At 64.9% G+C, this 16,824-nt stretch carries 12 protein-coding genes; 7 read left to right on the top strand and 5 right to left on the bottom strand.

Features of this window, described 5'->3' with window-relative positions:
• Positions 1 to 34: 34 nt before the first annotated feature.
• Both rho and trxA read right to left on the bottom strand, forming a co-directional pair.
• On the bottom strand, positions 35 to 1,900 hold the full coding sequence (gene rho / locus EAH75_RS12145; RefSeq protein ID WP_140648950.1) for a transcription termination factor Rho: 1,866 nt from the start codon (positions 1,898 to 1,900) through the stop codon (positions 35 to 37).
• A gap of 187 nt (positions 1,901 to 2,087) precedes the next feature.
• Positions 2,088 to 2,414: a thioredoxin TrxA gene (trxA, locus tag EAH75_RS12140; protein WP_077515629.1), complete on the bottom strand. Its 327-nt coding sequence runs from the start codon at positions 2,412 to 2,414 to the stop codon at positions 2,088 to 2,090.
• A 394-nt stretch (positions 2,415 to 2,808) separates the two neighbouring features.
• Here trxA and rhlB point away from each other — a divergent pair, with 394 nt between their 5' ends.
• The 6 genes from rhlB to rpoH all read left to right on the top strand — a co-directional run bounded on the left by rhlB (position 2,809) and on the right by rpoH (position 9,217).
• Positions 2,809 to 4,569: an ATP-dependent RNA helicase RhlB gene (rhlB, locus tag EAH75_RS12135; RefSeq protein WP_140805579.1), complete on the top strand. Its 1,761-nt coding sequence runs from the start codon at positions 2,809 to 2,811 to the stop codon at positions 4,567 to 4,569.
• Between the two features lie 234 nt (positions 4,570 to 4,803).
• Complete coding sequence (ftsE, locus tag EAH75_RS12130) at positions 4,804 to 5,481, top strand: cell division ATP-binding protein FtsE (RefSeq protein ID WP_140648955.1); 678 nt, start codon at positions 4,804 to 4,806, stop codon at positions 5,479 to 5,481.
• Positions 5,478 to 6,467, top strand: a complete 990-nt coding sequence (gene ftsX, locus EAH75_RS12125; RefSeq protein ID WP_428993510.1) for a permease-like cell division protein FtsX — start codon at positions 5,478 to 5,480, stop codon at positions 6,465 to 6,467. Before ftsE ends, ftsX begins: the two co-directional genes overlap by 4 nt.
• A 139-nt stretch (positions 6,468 to 6,606) precedes the next feature.
• Positions 6,607 to 7,449, top strand: coding sequence for a response regulator (locus EAH75_RS12120; protein ID WP_140805575.1), 843 nt, complete (start codon positions 6,607 to 6,609; stop codon positions 7,447 to 7,449).
• Positions 7,446 to 8,180, top strand: coding sequence for a uracil-DNA glycosylase (ung, locus tag EAH75_RS12115; RefSeq protein ID WP_140805573.1), 735 nt, complete (start codon positions 7,446 to 7,448; stop codon positions 8,178 to 8,180). The genes EAH75_RS12120 and ung overlap by 4 nt, the downstream gene beginning before the upstream one ends.
• A gap of 173 nt (positions 8,181 to 8,353) precedes the next feature.
• The gene (rpoH, locus tag EAH75_RS12110; RefSeq protein ID WP_140648962.1) at positions 8,354 to 9,217 is read left to right on the top strand and encodes an RNA polymerase sigma factor RpoH; all 864 of its coding nucleotides are present in this window, start codon (positions 8,354 to 8,356) and stop codon (positions 9,215 to 9,217) included.
• A 100-nt stretch (positions 9,218 to 9,317) separates the two neighbouring features.
• On the opposite strand, the gene EAH75_RS12105 is transcribed toward rpoH, so the two are convergent.
• The 3 genes from EAH75_RS12105 to EAH75_RS12095 form a co-directional block, all read right to left on the bottom strand.
• The gene (locus tag EAH75_RS12105; protein WP_140805571.1) at positions 9,318 to 10,619 is read right to left on the bottom strand and encodes an NAD(P)/FAD-dependent oxidoreductase; all 1,302 of its coding nucleotides are present in this window, start codon (positions 10,617 to 10,619) and stop codon (positions 9,318 to 9,320) included.
• Between the two features lie 45 nt (positions 10,620 to 10,664).
• On the bottom strand, positions 10,665 to 12,071 hold the full coding sequence (locus EAH75_RS12100; RefSeq protein ID WP_140648967.1) for a S41 family peptidase: 1,407 nt from the start codon (positions 12,069 to 12,071) through the stop codon (positions 10,665 to 10,667).
• Between the two features lie 127 nt (positions 12,072 to 12,198).
• Positions 12,199 to 13,431, bottom strand: a complete 1,233-nt coding sequence (locus EAH75_RS12095; protein ID WP_140648969.1) for a murein hydrolase activator EnvC family protein — start codon at positions 13,429 to 13,431, stop codon at positions 12,199 to 12,201.
• A gap of 408 nt (positions 13,432 to 13,839) precedes the next feature.
• On the opposite strand from EAH75_RS12095, the gene EAH75_RS12090 reads away from it, so the two are divergent.
• Complete coding sequence (locus EAH75_RS12090) at positions 13,840 to 16,650, top strand: TonB-dependent receptor plug domain-containing protein (protein WP_140648971.1); 2,811 nt, start codon at positions 13,840 to 13,842, stop codon at positions 16,648 to 16,650.
• The last annotated feature ends 174 nt before the right edge of the window (positions 16,651 to 16,824 follow it).

Here is a 16,824-nt window from a genome sequence, read left to right as displayed (position 1 = left end):
ATGCTGGCCTTTTTGTCTGGGCATGCAGATGTGGTCAGCGCTTCATCGAATTGAAGAACTCGTCGTTGGACTTGGTGTTCTTCATCTTGTCGAGCATGAACTCCATTGCGCTGAGCTCGTCCATCGGGTGCAGCAGCTTGCGCAGGATCCAGATCTTGGAAAGCATGTCCGGTTCGATCAGCAGATCCTCTCGGCGGGTGCCGGAGCGGTTGATGTCGATGGCCGGGTAGACGCGCTTCTCGGAGATGCGGCGGGACAGGTGCACTTCCATGTTGCCGGTGCCCTTGAACTCCTCGTAGATCACCTCGTCCATCTTGCTGCCGGTTTCGGTCAGCGCGGTGGCGATGATGGTGAGGCTGCCGCCTTCCTCGACGTTGCGGGCGGCGCCGAAGAAGCGCTTCGGGCGCTGCAGTGCGTTCGCGTCCACACCGCCGGTGAGCACCTTGCCGGAGCTGGGGATCACGGTGTTGTAGGCGCGCGCCAGGCGGGTGATCGAGTCGAGCAGGATGATCACATCCTTCTTGTGCTCGACCAGGCGCTTGGCGCGCTCGATCACCATCTCTGCGACCTGCACGTGGCGCACGGCGGGCTCGTCGAACGTCGATGAAATGACTTCGGCGCGCACGGTGCGGGCGATCTCGGTGACTTCCTCCGGGCGCTCGTCGATCAGCAACATGATCAGGTGCGCTTCGGGATGGTTGTACTGGATGGCCTGGGCGATGTTCTGCAGCATCATCGTCTTGCCGGACTTCGGCTGGGAGACGATCAGGCCGCGCTGGCCTTTGCCGATCGGTGCGATCAGGTCGAGGATGCGGCCGGTGATGTCCTCGCTGGAACCGTTGCCGCGCTCGAGCTTGAACGCCTTGCGCGGAAACAGCGGAGTGAGGTTCTCGAACAGCATCTTGTTCTTCGACGCTTCCGGCGGATCGCCGTTGATGTCGTCGACGCGCAGCATCGCGAAGTAACGCTCGCCTTCCTTCGGGTGACGCACGCGGCCGGTGATGTAGTCGCCGGTGCGCAGGTTGAAGCGGCGGATCTGGCTGGGCGACACATAGATGTCGTCCGGGCCGGCGAGGTACGACTCGTCGGCCGAGCGCAGGAAGCCGAAGCCGTCCTGCAGGATTTCCAGCACGCCTTCGGCCCAGATGCCGCCGCCGGAGCGGGCGTGCGCCTTGAGCACGTTGAAGATCACGTCCTGCTTGCGGGCGCGCGCCACGCCTTCGTAGACGCCCAGTGACTCGGCAAATTCCAGCAGCTGCGGCGCCTTCATGCGCTTCAGTTCGGTGAGGTTGATCACCCGGTCGTTGCTGCCCGGATCGGCGTTGTCGTCATCCACCGGCAAGCCGTTCGGATTGGGACGCGGGTTGCCGCCGCCCTGCGGACGCGGCTGCTGTGGCTGCGGATTGCCGCCGCGCTCGTTGCGTCGACGCCGGCCGCGCCCGTCGCGCCCCTCACGGCCGCCGGCGTTCTGGCCTTGATTCTGGCCTTGGCCCTGATGCTGGCTTTGGCCCTGGCCCTGATTCTGGCCTTGGCCCTGGTTTTGCGCCTGACCTTGGCCCTGGCCCTGGCCAGGCGTTTGATCCTGAGGCGGGCCTGGCTGTGCGCCAGACTCACGCGATTCCTGCCCATTACGCGGAGACGACGACTCGGCTCCTTGGGTTGGCGATGTCACCGGCAGGTTGGCCTGTACCGGGGGCGGCGTCGGCGCTGGACGTTCGGCCGGTGCCGGTGTGGCAGCTGCGGGCCGGTCAGCAGGGGCGGCTTTTTCGGCATTTGCCGCTGCGATGGCTGCTGCCGTGCGGCGCGGCGCGCGGGGGCGCGGCTCGGGCTTGCCTTCGGCTGCAGGCTTGGTATCGGCGCTCTTGGCGTCGTTCGACATGGTGTTTTCGGTATCGGACACGGGCAATCCTCGCGGGGCGCCGTTGAATTACAGGAGGGAGGGTGTGCGTCGCGCGGAAGGCGCAAGGGGACAGGACTGTCCCGACGGACGCAATGAATCTAGCACCCGCTGCGTACTGGCGTAAAGCCTTTATGAGCCGGTCGTGTTCAGCCGAACCGGCTCCGCGCAGCGGGTTTGCAACGATGGATCAGATGGCCTTGTCGATCATCTGGGTCAGCTGACCCTTGCTGACGGCGCCGATCTGGGTCGCCTCGACCTTGCCGTTCTTGAACACCATCAGGGTCGGGATGCCGCGCACGCCATAGGCTCGCGGGGTCTGCTGGTTCTGGTCGATGTTGACCTTGACGATGCGCAGCTTGCCTTCGTATTGCACGGCCAGCTCGTCCAGCATCGGCGCGATGGCCTTGCACGGGCCGCACCATTCCGCCCAGAAATCCAGCAGCACCGGGGTTTCGGATTTGAGCACCTGCTCGTCGAAGGCGTCGTCATTCACATGGGTAATCAGGTCGCTCACCGGGGATCTCCGTGGCTGGGGCGCAAAACTGCGGGGGTGAAAACAATGGGGTGGCAAACGCGGGAAAACAAGGAGATAGCGACTTGATAGTGCGTCATCAGCTACACTCAGGCGCCCATGAAGCACGGGTTGAGCAGGACGAGGGCTGTGCCTTGGCGGCAGGCCTTCATTCCAGCGCAACTCCGGGCACGATTCAAGGGCGGCTTGCACAGCCGCCCGTCAGACCGCCGGCAAATACGGCGTCGCCAGCCGCGGCGCGACCTTGTTGACCCTGACATTGAGCCGCTTCGCTGCGCATCGCGCACCCGTCCTGCACCGCCCTGTGCCGATATCCGGCGCGTGAGGCAGGTGCAGCGCATCACGCCGCCGTCAGGCCAAGGTTACCCATCCGCATATGTCACAAACCGTCCTCACCGATACCTTTTTCACCAACTTCGATTTGCATCCGCTGCTGCAGCAGGGCCTGGACGACAGCGGTTTCACCCGCTGCACCCCGATCCAGGAAATGACCCTGCCGCTGGCACTGGCCGGACGTGACGTCGCCGGCCAGGCGCAGACCGGTACCGGCAAGACCTGTGCATTCCTGGTCGCGCTGATGAATCGCCTGCTGACCACGCCGGCCGTGGCCGAGCGCAAGGACAGCGATCCGCGCGCGCTGATCATCGCGCCGACCCGCGAGCTGGCGATCCAGATCGACAAGGATGCCCAGGCGATCGGGCGGCATACGGGTTTGAAGACTGCACTGATCTATGGTGGTGTCGATTACGACAAGCAGCGCCAGCAGCTGAAGGATGGCTGCGACATCATCATCGCCACGCCCGGCCGCATGCTCGATTACCACAAGCAGGGGGTTTTCAACCTCAACAGCGTCGAGGTGATGGTGATCGACGAGGCCGACCGCATGTTCGACCTCGGCTTCATCAAGGACGTGCGCTTCATCTTCCGCAAACTGCCGCCGCGCGAGCAGCGCCAGGTGCTGCTGTTCTCCGCCACGCTGAGCCATCGCGTGTTGGAGCTGGCCTACGAGCACATGCACGAGGCCGAAAAGTTGGTGGTGGAGAGCGACAACGTCACCGCCGATCGTGTACGCCAACTGGTCTACTTCCCGGCCAAGGAAGAAAAGATGCCGCTGCTGCTCAACCTGATCGATCGGCACCAGCCCAGCCGCAGCATCATCTTCGTCAACACCAAGGCCGCTGCCGAGCGCATCACCGAGCGCGTCAAGCGCCACGGTTGCCGCGTCGGCGCGATCTCCGGCGACGTGCCCCAGCTGAAGCGGCAGAAGCTGCTTCAGCGTTTCCAGGACGGCCAGCTGGACATCCTGGTCGCCACCGACGTGGCCGCGCGCGGTCTGCATATTCCCGCGGTCAGCCACGTCTTCAACTACGACCTGCCGCACGAGGCGGAGGATTACGTGCACCGCATCGGCCGTACCGCGCGACTCGGTGCCGAGGGTGATGCGATCAGTTTCGCCTGCGATCTGTATGCGATGTCGTTGCCGGAGATCGAAACCTATATCGGCCAGAGCATCCCGGTCGCGCAGATGGATCCGGATCTGCTGATCATGCCCAAGCCGCGCGCGATCGATGCGGAGTTTGCTGCCGCCGCCGCCGCCGACAGCGCCGCCTTCGGCGACGTGGTGCCGCCGCGTCCGGGTGATGCGCCGCGTCGTTCGGGTGGTTCCGCCGGCCGCAGCGGCGAGCGTAGTGGTGCTGGCCGTACCGGATCTTCGCGTCCGCCGCGCGAGCGCAAACCGTTTGTACCCGTCGTCGACAGTGGTGTCGAAGTCGCCGTCGAGCAACCAGTTGCCGTGGCTGTGCACAAGACCGAAGCGGCGCCCGCCGTGAATGGCAGCGACACCGCCGAAGGTACGCGCAAGCCGCGTCGCCGTCGTGGCGGTCGCAATCGCCGTCGCGAAGGCGCTCCGACCGACGGTGTCGAGACGACCGGTCACACCACTGCCGTTGCCGAGGGCAATCGCGCGCCGCGGGGCGAGCGTCGCCCGCCGCGCGAACGCAACGCGGCCGAGTCCACCGGCAGTACCCACAGCCGGCCATCGCGGCAGGTGGCGGTAACCTCCGGCAAGACCGAGCATGCCCATCCGAAGAAGCCCGGCCTGTTCCGTCGGCTGACCCGGTTGTTCACCGGCCGGTAGCCGCCGGTGGGGAAAGCGCGTCCTGCACTTTCTCATCGCGCCGAGTCCGGCACATGTCCGGACTCGGCTACGCCGAATCAAGCACTTGGGTGCTTGATTCGCGGCGGATCATCCATGACCCGCCCACCACGTTCTGAATCGGCGCGATCGAGCGACGCACGAAGTCCGCATCTTGATGCCGGCTTCCCTTATCCTTGCCGTTGATACGACTGCACGCAGGCTCGGGGATACTCGGTGATCCAGTTTGATCAAGTCAGCAAGCGCTACGAGGGCGGCCATGAGGCGCTCTCGCAGCTTTCGTTCGAAGTGCCGACTGGCGAGATGGCCTTCATCACCGGTCATTCCGGTGCCGGCAAGAGCACGTTGCTCAAGCTGCTGGGACTGATCGAGCGGCCCTCGCATGGCCTGATCAGCATGGATGGCAAGAGTCTCGCGAAGATCCGCCGCAGCGGCATCCCCAAGTGGCGCCGACAGATCGGCATGGTGTTCCAGGATCACCGGCTGCTGATGGAGCGCACGGTATTCGCGAACGTCGAACTTCCGTTGGTGATTGGCGGCATCGCCAAGCCCGAGCGCGCGCGTCGGGTGCGTGCGGCGCTGGAGAAAGTCGGTCTGCTCGCCTACGAGAGGCAATTGCCGGCCACCTTGTCCGCCGGCGAACAGCAGCGTGTCGGCATTGCCCGGGCGATCGTGGCGCGACCGACCCTGCTGATCGCCGACGAACCCACCGGCAATCTCGATCCGCAACTGGCGATGGAGATCATGGGCCTGTTCGCCGAGTTCCAGCAGGTCGGCACCACCGTGCTGGTCGCCAGTCACGACCTGCCGTTGATCAAGCGCATGAAGAAACGCGTGATCGTGCTCGACCACGGGCGGCTGGTGGCCGACCTGAGCGCGCAGGAGGTGCTGTGAACATGTCGCCGGAAACCACCCACGCGGCCACCCCGAATGCGCCGCCGCGCAACGAGCACACGCACGGCCGCCGTTTCGGCAGCTGGCAGGAACATCACGGCTGGAGCGCCGCGGCGAGCTTGCGTCGGCTTGCCTCGCGTCCGCTCGGTAGTCTGCTCACCATCGCGGTAATGGGTCTGGCGCTGGCCTTGCCGCTGGCGTTCTACCTGCTGCTGGGCAATGTGCAGAAGCTTGGCGATGCGTTGGGCCAGAATGAGACGATCAGTGTGTTCCTGCAGCCTGGCCAGACGGCGCAGCAGGCGCGGATGCTCGCCCAGCAGCTCGGTGATCGTCCCGAAGTCGCCGCGGTGACCGTGAAGACTCCGCAGCAGGGCATGGATGAACTGGCGAAGATGCAAGGATTCACCGGTGCCCTGCAGACGCTGGACGATAACCCGCTGCCTTACGTGCTGCAGCTGCAGCTGCAGCCGCGCGCGCAGGCAAGTGCGGCCGCTCTAGAGCAACTGGTGACCGATGCGCGCGCGCTGCATGGCGTCGACCTGGTGCAGGACGCCGGCAGCTGGCGGCAGCGACTGGATGCGCTGCTCGGTGTCGGCAACCGCGCCGTGCTGGTGCTGGCTTCGCTGCTGGCGCTGGCGGCATTGCTGGTGGTCGGCAACACGGTGCGGGTGGATATTGCCAGCCGCAGCGAGGAAATCGGTGTGCTCCTGCTGGTCGGCGCCAGCGGCGCGTTCGTGCGGCGGCCGTATCTGTATGCAGGCATCTGGTATGGCTTGTTCAGCGGCATCCTTGCTGCGGTGCTGGCGGTGTTGGTCGAGTTCGCACTCGCCGCGCCGGTGGCGCAGCTGAGCCATGCCTATGATGGCAAACTGCAGATTGGCGGCTTGCCGCTGTGGCTGTTGCTGGCGGTTCCGTTGGCGGCTGCCGCACTGGGCTGGCTGGGTGCGCGGTTGGTCAGCGCATGGCAATTGCGCAGGGCGGTGTAGTGGTTTTTCGATGGAGTGACGTGAATCGCAGCCGTCGATGTCGCAGTCGGTGCACTATCTCCAACTGAAGCGGATGCAGGGGGTGCGTCCGCGGGTTCATGGGCAGGGATCGCCCCGGGTCGGGTGGGTGAGCTAAGGAATGAGTACAAATATCAGCAGCCGTCTGCTGACCGAGGCGCCGCGGGTGCTGGTGGTCGACGGTTCGCGCGTGGTACGGCAGTTGATCACCCGTGTGCTGCAGGCCGAGTTGCCCGGTGTTGAAGTGGTCGGCTGTGGCAGTGGCGCCGATGCGCAGCAGGTGCTCGGCGTGGGCGTGTTCGATTTCATCACCATCGCGCTGCGTCTGCCCGACATGGACGGGCTGGAACTGGCGCGCTTCGTGCGCGAGTCGGCGCCACAGATCTATGTGCCGATCGTGGTGGTATCCGGCGATGTCGAAGATCGCCTGCACCGGCGTTCGCTGGGTGAGCACGTCACCGACTATTTCGACAAGGCACTGGGTTTCCAGGCGCTGGCCGAGTTCATTCGTGGCTACGTGAGTGCGCCGGCGACCGCGGAGGGCACCGTGCTTTACGTCGAGGACAGTCGCGTGGTGGCCCTGGCGACCCGGCGCATGCTGGAGAAGATCGGTCTCACGGTGCGCCATGTGGTCAGTGTGGAGGATGCACTGGCGCTGCTGGAGACGGATCGTGCGCTGGGCTGGGTCGGCGCCGACGTGGTGCTGACCGACGTCAGCCTGAAGGGCGAGCTGACCGGCGGCGACCTGCTCAAGCACATTCGTGGTGAGTTCGGTTATGGCAAGGGCCGCTTGCCGGTGCTGGTAATGACGGGTGACGAGAACCCGGCCAATCAGGCCGCATTGATCAAGGCTGGCGCCAACGACCTGGTCGAAAAGCCAGTCGAGGAAAAGCTGCTGGTGACCAAGCTGCTGTTCCAGTTGCGCGTGGCGCGTCATCTGCGCGAGCGCGCGAGCGAGGCATGAGCGACGAGCGGATCATGCTGGAAAGGATCCGGCTGGAGTCGTCGTGGAAGGCGCGCATCGGCGGTTACCTGCAACGCCCCGAGATGCAGGCGTTGTCGACGTTCCTGCGTGCGGAGAAACAAGCCGGCAAGCACATCTATCCGCCCGGTCCGGAAATTTTCGCCGCGTTCGATCACACCCCGTTCGATGCCGTGCGCGTGGTGATTCTCGGCCAGGATCCATACCACGGGCCCGGTCAGGCGCATGGCCTGTGTTTCTCAGTACGCCCCGGTGTGCGCGTGCCGCCGTCGCTGGAAAACATCTTCAAGGAAGTCCAGCGCGATCTCGGCATCCCGCGCCCCGACCATGGCTGCCTCACGCCGTGGGCCGATCGCGGCGTGCTGCTGCTCAACAGCGTGCTGACGGTGGAAGAGGGGCGCGCCGGTTCGCATCAGGGCAAAGGTTGGGAAGGCTTCACCGATGCGGCGATCGACGCGCTCAATCGCGAGCGCGAAGGCCTGGTATTCCTCCTGTGGGGTTCGTACGCCCAGCGTAAAGGCCAGCTGATCGATGCCAGCCGCCATTGCGTGCTGACCTCGGTGCACCCGTCGCCACTATCGGCCCACCGCGGTTTTATCGGCTGCGGGCATTTCTCCGCGGCCAACCGCTATCTGGAAGCCCGGGGCCGGGCGCCGATCGACTGGTCGTTGCCGCCGCGCGCCATGCTGCAGGCCGGTTTCACGTCCGCTTGAATGCCGAGGGGTGACCCTCATGTCGATGCTCTTGCAGCGCTGGACAAGGGCAATAAATATCTATACTATACGGTTCATTAAAGCTCGGAACCCATCCGGGCTGAACCAATCGAGGCTTTAGCACTCCAACTATTCGAGTGCTAAACTTTGACGTCATTCAGGAGGTTCCACCCATGTCTCAAGCTTTGGTGACCGCCAACTTTCCGCTACCGAGCGTAGTGGGCAGTCTGGATGCCTATATTTCTGCGGTACACCGGATTCCGGTGCTGAGCTCGGAAGAGGAGCAGGCGCTGTCGCGTGACTATCTCGAAGAGGCCAACCTCACCGCTGCAAAGAAACTGGTGATGTCGCACCTGCGTTTCGTGGTGCATGTAGCGCGCGGCTACAGCGGCTACGGCCTGCAGCTGGCTGACCTGATCCAGGAAGGCAACATCGGCCTGATGAAGGCTGTGAAGCGTTTCGACCCCGATCAGGGCGTGCGCCTGGTCAGCTTTGCGGTGCACTGGATTCGCGCCGAGATGCACGAATTCATCCTCAAGAACTGGCGCATCGTGAAGGTCGCCACCACCAAGGCGCAGCGCAAGCTGTTCTTCAACCTGCGCAAGAGCAAGAAACGCCTGGGCTGGATGAACGCGGCCGAGGTGAGCAAGGTCGCGCTGGACTTGGGCGTACCCGAGGCGACGGTGCGCGAGATGGAATCGCGCCTGTCAGGTCGTGACATCGGCTTCGAAGCTCCTGCGGATGCCGACGACGATGCCAAGCCGGCACCGGCGGCGTTTTTGATCGACGACGGCGCCGACCCGTACGAGAACGTGTCCGACGAAGACTACGCCGACAACCAGATGCAGACGCTGACCGATGCGTTGAGCCATCTGGACAAGCGCTCGCGCGACATCATCCAGCGCCGCTGGCTGGATGACGACAACAAGGCCACACTGCAGGATCTGGCTGATGAGTACGGCGTGTCCGCCGAGCGCATCCGTCAGGTGGAAGCGAACGCGATGAAGAAGATGCGCGGTTTGTTCGCCACGGCATGACGTGAGCCCGGCACAAGAGCCCGCACATCTTTGGTGGGGACTTTTCGGAACGAGCATCGACGGCCCCGCGAGGGGCCGTTTGCGTCTCAGGCAGGCAGGCTCACTCTTGCCCCGGCGTATTATTGTCATCCGGTATGTCATCGCCGCTGACGATGCGCGCGTGCCGCTGGTGGGTGCAGTACGCCCAGGCCCAGTCCAGCATCACCACCAGCCGGTTGCGGAAGCCGATCAGAAAGTAGATGTGCGCCAGTAACCATACCGACCAAGCCGGGAAACCGGACAGTTTCAGCTTGCCGAATTGCGCCACCGCAGCCATCCGGCCGATGGTGGCGAGCGAGCCGTCGTCGCGATAGGAGAACGGCCGCCGTTCATCGCTGCCCTGCAGGCGCGCGCGGATCATGGTGCCGACATGCTGACCCATCTGCTTGGCGGCCGGCGCCACGCCGGGCACGGGTTTGCCATTGAGCTGCTCGAGGCCGGCGAGGTCGCCGATGACGAAGACCTCGGGATGCCCGGGCAGACTCAAATCGGGCAGCACCTGCACGCGGCCGGCACGATCGAGCGCTGTGCCGAGCAGGCGCCCCACCGGCGAGGCCGCCACGCCGGCAGCCCACAGCACGGTGCGCGCAGACAGCCGGCGCTCGCCCAGCTTCACGCCGTTCGCGTCGATGCCGGTAACGGCGACACCGGTGTGCACCTCCACGCCAAGGTGTTCGAGTTGCTGGCGCGCCTTGTCCGAAAGGGCTGGATCGAACGCGGGCAGCAACCGCGGCCCCGCTTCAATCAGGCGCACCGAGGCGCGTCGCGGATCGCTGTGGCGGAAGTCGCGCGACAAGGTGTGCCGGGCCAGTTCGATCAGCGTGCCGGCAAGCTCGACGCCGGTGGAGCCGCCGCCGACCACTACGAAATTGAGCCATGCCTGACGACGTGCCGGGTCGGTTTCGCGCTCGGCATGCTCGAACGCCAGCAACACGCGGCGACGGATCAGAAACGCATCGTCCAGCGTTTTCAGGCCCGGCGCGAAGCGCTCCCATTCGTCGTGCCCGAAATAAGCGTGGGTGGCGCCGGTGGCAACCACCAGGACATCGTAATCCAGTAAACCATGGGCGCATTGCACCTGACGCGCCGCCAGATCGATGCCGGTCACTTCGTCCAGCAGTACGCTGAGGTTGCGCTGGCCACGCAGGATCTGCCGCAGCGGCGCGGCGATCGACGGCGCCGCCAGGCTCGCGGTGGCGACCTGATACAGCAGCGGCTGGAACAGATGATGGTTGCGCCGGTCCACCAGGGTGACCCGCACCGACGCGCCGGCCAGTCGCCGCGCTACAGCCATGCCGCCAAAGCCGCCGCCGAGAATCACGACCCGCGGCGAACCGGCGGCATCGGCGACCTCATCGCTCATGGGCAGTACGGCACGGCGCGTGGGCAGGCGGCGCGATGCAACGGCTCAGCGTCTGACGCTGGCGGGCTGGCGCAGCGCCATGCCCTTGAGTACGTTCAGTGCCTGCGACAGTGCGTAGTCACTGGTGGCCAGCTTGCCGTCGGCGACACTGCCATCGTCGTTGATATCGGTGCCGGTCTTGGCGTGCTCGTTGGCCAGATGGTTCGGCAGGTCGGCCTCCGAGCTGATCAGCGCAGGCGCGCTGTCGGCCTTGTTCACGGTGAGGTCGGCCAGCGCGATATCGGGCTTGATCCCCTCGGCCTGGATCGAGGTGCCACTGGGCGTGTAGTAGCGGGCGGTGGTGATCTTCACCGCGTGGTCGGCGTCCAGCGGCAGCACGGTCTGCACCACGCCCTTGCCGAACGTGCGCTGGCCCATGATCAGCGCGCGGTGGTTGTCCTTGAGTGCGCCGGAGACGATCTCGGCAGCCGAGGCGGTGCCATTGTTGGTCAGCACGATCATCGGCGCACCGTCGAGCTGGTCACCGGGATGCGCGTTGAAGCTCATGTTGGCGTCCTGTAGCCGGCCGCGGGTGGTGACGATGATGCCGGAGTCGAGGAAGTTGTCGCTGACACCCACGGCAGCCGTGAGCAGGCCGCCCGGGTTGTTGCGCAGATCCAGCACCGCGCCTTTCTGCGGACCGCTCTTCTTGATGAGCTCGCCGAGCTTGCGATCCAGGTCGCCAGCGGTGTCGTCCTGGAACTGACTGATCCGCAGATAGGCGTAGCCAGGCTCCAGCTCACGCACCTTGACGCTGCTGATCGAGATGTTCTCGCGCACCAGCTGCAGGTCGATCAGCTTGTCGCTGTTCAGGTGCGCGATGGTCAGCGCGATCTTGCTGCCGGGCTTGCCGCGCAGCTGCTTGAACATGTCGCTGACATTCTGCGGATCGATCAGCGTGCCGTTGATCTTGACGATGTTGTCGCCGGGCTTGATGCCGGCACGTGCGGCCGGGGTATCGTCGATCGGCGAGACGATGCGCAGGCCGCCGTCGACCTGCAGCACCTCGATGCCGAGGCCGCTGTATTCGCCGGTGGTGTCTTCGTTGAGCTGGGCCAGGCCGTCCTTGTCGAGATATTCGCTGTGCGGATCCAGGCCGCTGAGCATGCCGGTGATCGCCGCCTTCATCAGGGTCTTGTTGTCGACCTTCTCTACATAGGCCTGACGCACCACTTCGTAGACACGGCTGAAATTGCGGATGTCGTCCAGGCTCACCTGGTCGCCAGCGGAGCCTGCGCTGGCTGGCGCGTCGGCACGGCTGTCGGTGGCCGGCAAATCGACCGGCGGTGCGGCCGCACTGGACGCTGGGGCAGGCGCGCGCTGCGCGTCGGCGCGTGGCATCGCCAGCAGCAGTGGCACGGCCAGCAGCAGGGAGGTCAGGCCGATGGACGGGCCACGGGTGGAAAGGCGCATGCGGGTAACTCCGTACAGCGACAACGTCGCGCGATAACGCGACAGAATGATGAACCTTCAGATGGGACAACGGAATGCCGGCGTAATTCCTCGCTCGCATCCAGCCTGCGATGGCGGGGCGATCACGTCAACGGCGCTGACTCAGCCAGTTGCGTGGATCGACCGGCTGGCCGCCCTTGCGCAGTTCGAAATACACGCCGGTGTTGACTCCGGTGGGTGCGCTGGCGGTGCCGATCGTCTCGCCCGCGTCGACCTGGTCGCCGACACCATGCAACAGGGTCTCGTTGTTGCCGTACATGCTCATCCAGCCGCTGCCGTGGTTGACGATGATCAGCATGCCGTAGCCGCGCAGGAACCCGGCGTAGATCACCCGGCCGCGCGCCACTGCATGGATCTCGCTGCCGCCGCCGGCCTTGATCAGCACGCCGCTGCCATAGCTGTTGACCACGCCGCTGGCGGGCCATGGCAGGTTGCCGCGGATATTGGCGTTGGCACTGCCGACCTCGACCGGTGGCGGTTTGTGGCCGGGATGCTGCCTGGTGGCTGCCGCATGGTTCGCTGCGGCGCGGGCTGCGGCTTCACGTGCTGCTTCGTCGATCACTTTCTGCAGCTTGTCGACCAGGTTGTTGAGCGATTGGGCGTTCTGCTTCAGCGCCGCCAGCCGTTGTGCCTGATCCTTGTACTGCGCGTCGGCTTCGGCCGCCAGCCTCTGTTGTGCGGTGCGCTGCTGGGCAAGCGTCCGGGCCTGCTGCTCGCGTTGCGTCCGGGTTGCCTGCAGCGCCTGCTGCTCGGTCGTGATCGCGTTCTCCAGCTCCTGCAGCTTCGCCAGGTCGGCCATCAGCTGCTGCACCCGTTGCACCCGATCGCGCTGGAAGTATTTCGAATACACCAGTGAGCGAGCGATCCGCGCCACATCCTCGTCACCCAGCAGCAGGCGCAGATCCGAACCCTGGCCGAGCGCATAGGTGGCGCGCAGCAGGTCGGCAATCGCCGCACGCTGGTTGTCCAGAGTCTGCCTCAGGGTGTTGCGCTGCTGTTGCAGCTGGTCCAGCTGCTGCTGCTTCGCCGCCAGCTCGGTATCGGTCTGGCGCACTGCCCGCGCCGCACCGGCCAGTGCATTTGCCTGCCTGGCCAGCTCCGCGTTGACGCTGTCGCGGCGTGCGGACGTATCGGCCTGCTGTTTCGCCAACGCCTCCATCTTGCCGCGCAAGTCGGCCAGCTTCTGTTTCGCCTCGGCCTGCTCGGTCCGGCTCTTGCCGTCCTGGCGCGCCTGCGCCGACATGATGGCCGTGCAGCTCAGCAGCGTGGCGAGGATCAGGCCGCGGGCGGGACGTGCGGCGAAACGGATGGGCTTGGGCATGCGGTCGATTATCCCCTAGCCGACCGGCCGGTGCGAGACGCGCGTGGCGGCGCACGCAGGCCGGTTGGACGAAACGCCAGTCACTCGCTGCGGGCACACTCGCATCAATCGCCAGTAGAACATGAGGCAATGCCGACGGCGCGCTTCGATCGTTGATTTGCTATGGACGTATGGACGTCCATATGCATGGGTCATCAAAATGTGGGTTTATTCACAATTTGTCGACAAATCAGGCATATGGCGTGCCACTTTCGCTGGAGTGTGTCGCAAAGCTACCTGCGCAGCCAAGCGCTTGAAGTAGTAACGAAATGGTGAAAAACTGCGCTCGCAACTCCCCTCGCTTCCCTGGTCTGGCGGACTTCGCCGCTTCTCCATCGAGCGCGTTGCACCCACAATGAGGACAAGTCGATGAAGCCTAACAAGCTCGCTTTGGCGTTGGCTGGTTTGCTGTTGACACCTGTTGTCACTGCCGTCGCACAGACCACCCCGCCCCCCGCTCCCGATACCAGCGGCCAGCAGCCCCCCGATCAGAAAAAAGCCCAGGAATTGCAGGCGATTACCGTCACCGGTTCGGCGCTGCCGCGCGTTGATCTGGAGACGCCCTCGCCGGTCACCGTGATCACCGCCGCGCAGATCGAGCGCAGCGGCCTGAAGACCGTCAACGACGTGGTGCGCGCTATTTCCGCCGACAACAGCGGTTCGATTCCTACGGCCTTCACCGCCGGATTTGCCGCGGGCTCCGCCGGTGTCGCGCTGCGCGGCCTCACCGTGAACTCGACCCTGGTGCTGATCGATGGCCGTCGCTCGGCCAATTACCCATTGGCGGATGATGGCCAGCGCACCTTCGTCGATCTCAACACGATCCCGGTGAATGCGATCGAGCGCATCGACGTACTGAAAGACGGAGCCTCCTCGCTCTACGGCGCCGACGCGATCGCCGGCGTCGTCAACATCATTCTCAAGCACGACTTCAAGGGGCTGCAGGCCACGGCCGACGTCGGCACCTCGCAGAAGGGCGGCGGCACCACCCGCCGCGCCACCCTGCTGTTCGGTGGTGGCGATCTCGCGAAGGACGGCTGGAATGCCTATGGCAGCATCGAGGCGCAGAACGACGATCGCATCTGGGCACGCGACCGCGGCTACCCGTACAACTCCACCGACCTCAGCCGGATCGGCGGCAGCGACGCCACGAACGGTCAGCCCGGTTTCAACGCCGGCTCGATCTACGGCATGGTCCGGCCGGCCGTGCTCGGCCCGAACGGACCGGGCGGCATGCTGACCGGCACCGCGGTCGACGGATCGCTGTGGCAACCGCTGCGCCCCTGCGGCCCGGACACGACACCGGTGACCAACGACCTCGGCAGTGGTTGCGAGCAGAACTTCACCAGTCAGTACACCGACCTGCAGCCGAAAGAGAAACGCCTCGGCGCCTACGGCCGCCTGACCATCAAGGTGGGCGAGACCAGCGAGGCCTATCTGGGGGCCAGCGTGTACAGCAACAAGACCGAGGTCGCCGGCGGTCCGCCGCAGATCCGCGCGGGCACGCCGGTCAATACGCGTTCGATCGTGCTGCCGGCGACCCTGCCGGACGGCTCGGACAATCCGAACAACCCCTTCGCTCCGCCGGCACTGATCACTTATGCATTCGGCGGCATCCGTGGCGGCGCGAAGCAGGACAACAACAACACGCGTCTCGTCGGCGGCATCCATGGCACCATGGGTGAGTGGAACTACGACAGTGCGCTGGTGTTCAACCACAACGAGCTGACCGTCGACAACTACGGTTTCCTCAACTACAACAAGCTGGTCCAGGTCGTCAACGACGGTAGCTACAACTTCCTTGATCCGTCGCAGAACTCGCCACAACTGCTCGCCGAATTGGCGCCCGTGCTGCACAAGAAATCGACCACCGACCTGCAGTCGATCGATTTCCATGTTTCGCGCGCGCTCATGGATCTGCCGGGCGGTTCGCTGGGCGTTGCCACCGGCGTCGACGTGCGCCATGAGGAGCAGAAAGATCCCGATCTCAACCCGGGCCTGCAGGCCCAGGGCCTCGGCGTAGCGCACACCTTCGGCAAGCGCACCGTGTCCGGCGCCTATGTCGAGCTGGATGCCCTGCTTCTGCAATCGCTGGAAGTCGATGCCTCCGGCCGCTTCGACCACTACTCCGACTTCGGCAACAACTTCTCGCCGAAGATCGGTTTCAAGTGGAAGCCGATCGAATCGCTGGCGGTTCGCGGCACCTGGTCCAAAGGCTTCCGTGCACCGAGCTTCGCCGAGAACGGCTCCAGCGAATCGGAGGGCTTCGCCACCTACACGGTGCCCGACGACTATGCCGCGGCGCACGGCAACAACGCCTATGTGCGGCCCTATGGCCTCGCCTACGACACCATCGGCAATCCGAACATCAAGCCTGAACGTTCCAAGAGCTGGACCTTCGGCCTGGTCTATCAGCCGATCGAACAGCTGAGCGCCTCGCTGGACTACTACGACATCAAGAAGACCGGTGTGATCGGCCAGCAGGATACGCAGGCGGTCCTCGACGCCTACTTCGCGGGCCAGCCGCTGCCGCCGAATTCGGCCATCATCGCCGACGTGCCCGATCCGGAGAATCCCACCCTGCTGCCGAAACCCGTGGTGGTGATGGCGCCGTACGTCAACCAGAACTCGCTGCAGACCAAAGGCGTCGACCTTGACCTGATCGGCAATTTCGATTTCGGCGGAGGTACGAAACTGCGCAGCGAGTTCAACGCCACGCGCATCTTCGAGTGGAACCTGACCCTGCAGGACGGCACGGTGCAGCGCTTCGTCGGTACGCACGGGCCGTACGCACTGTCCTCGGGCGCGGGCACGCCGCGTGACCGCGCCTCCTGGTCGAACAGCCTCAGCTTCGGTCATGCGACGATCACCGGCACGCTGTACTACACCAGCGCCATCACGATGACCGCGCCGGACAATGGCGAGGGCTGCATCTCGGTGGACGACAATGGCGATGCGTTCCCACCGAGCTGCCATGTGGCTTCGTTCACCACGTTCGACCTGACCGGAAGCTACGACTTCAACGACCACTTCTCGTTGACCGCCTCGATCCTGAATGCCTTCAACCGCGAGGCGCCGTTCGACCCGAGCAACTACGCAGGCAACAACTACAACCCGACCTGGGCGCAGGCCGGCATGGTCGGCCGGTTCTACACGCTGGGCGTGAAGTACAAGATGTAGATCCAGCAGGCCGATGCGGAGGCTTTGGCCGGCGAGGTACACGCGTCGGACAACCGGCGCGCGTACCTCGCGCAATGGCCGCGTGGCGCGGTCCGGCGGCGGAAGATCTCGTTGGGAAGTCTAGACGTCCATATCCATCCTCCATATTCATCTTTGACGCGGCGCAACAATTGT

Origin of the sequence: Rhodanobacter glycinis (genome assembly GCF_006438785.1) — a bacterium.
Classification (GTDB): domain Bacteria; phylum Pseudomonadota; class Gammaproteobacteria; order Xanthomonadales; family Rhodanobacteraceae; genus Rhodanobacter; species Rhodanobacter glycinis_A.
This window is presented reverse-complemented; position numbering and strand designations above follow the sequence as displayed.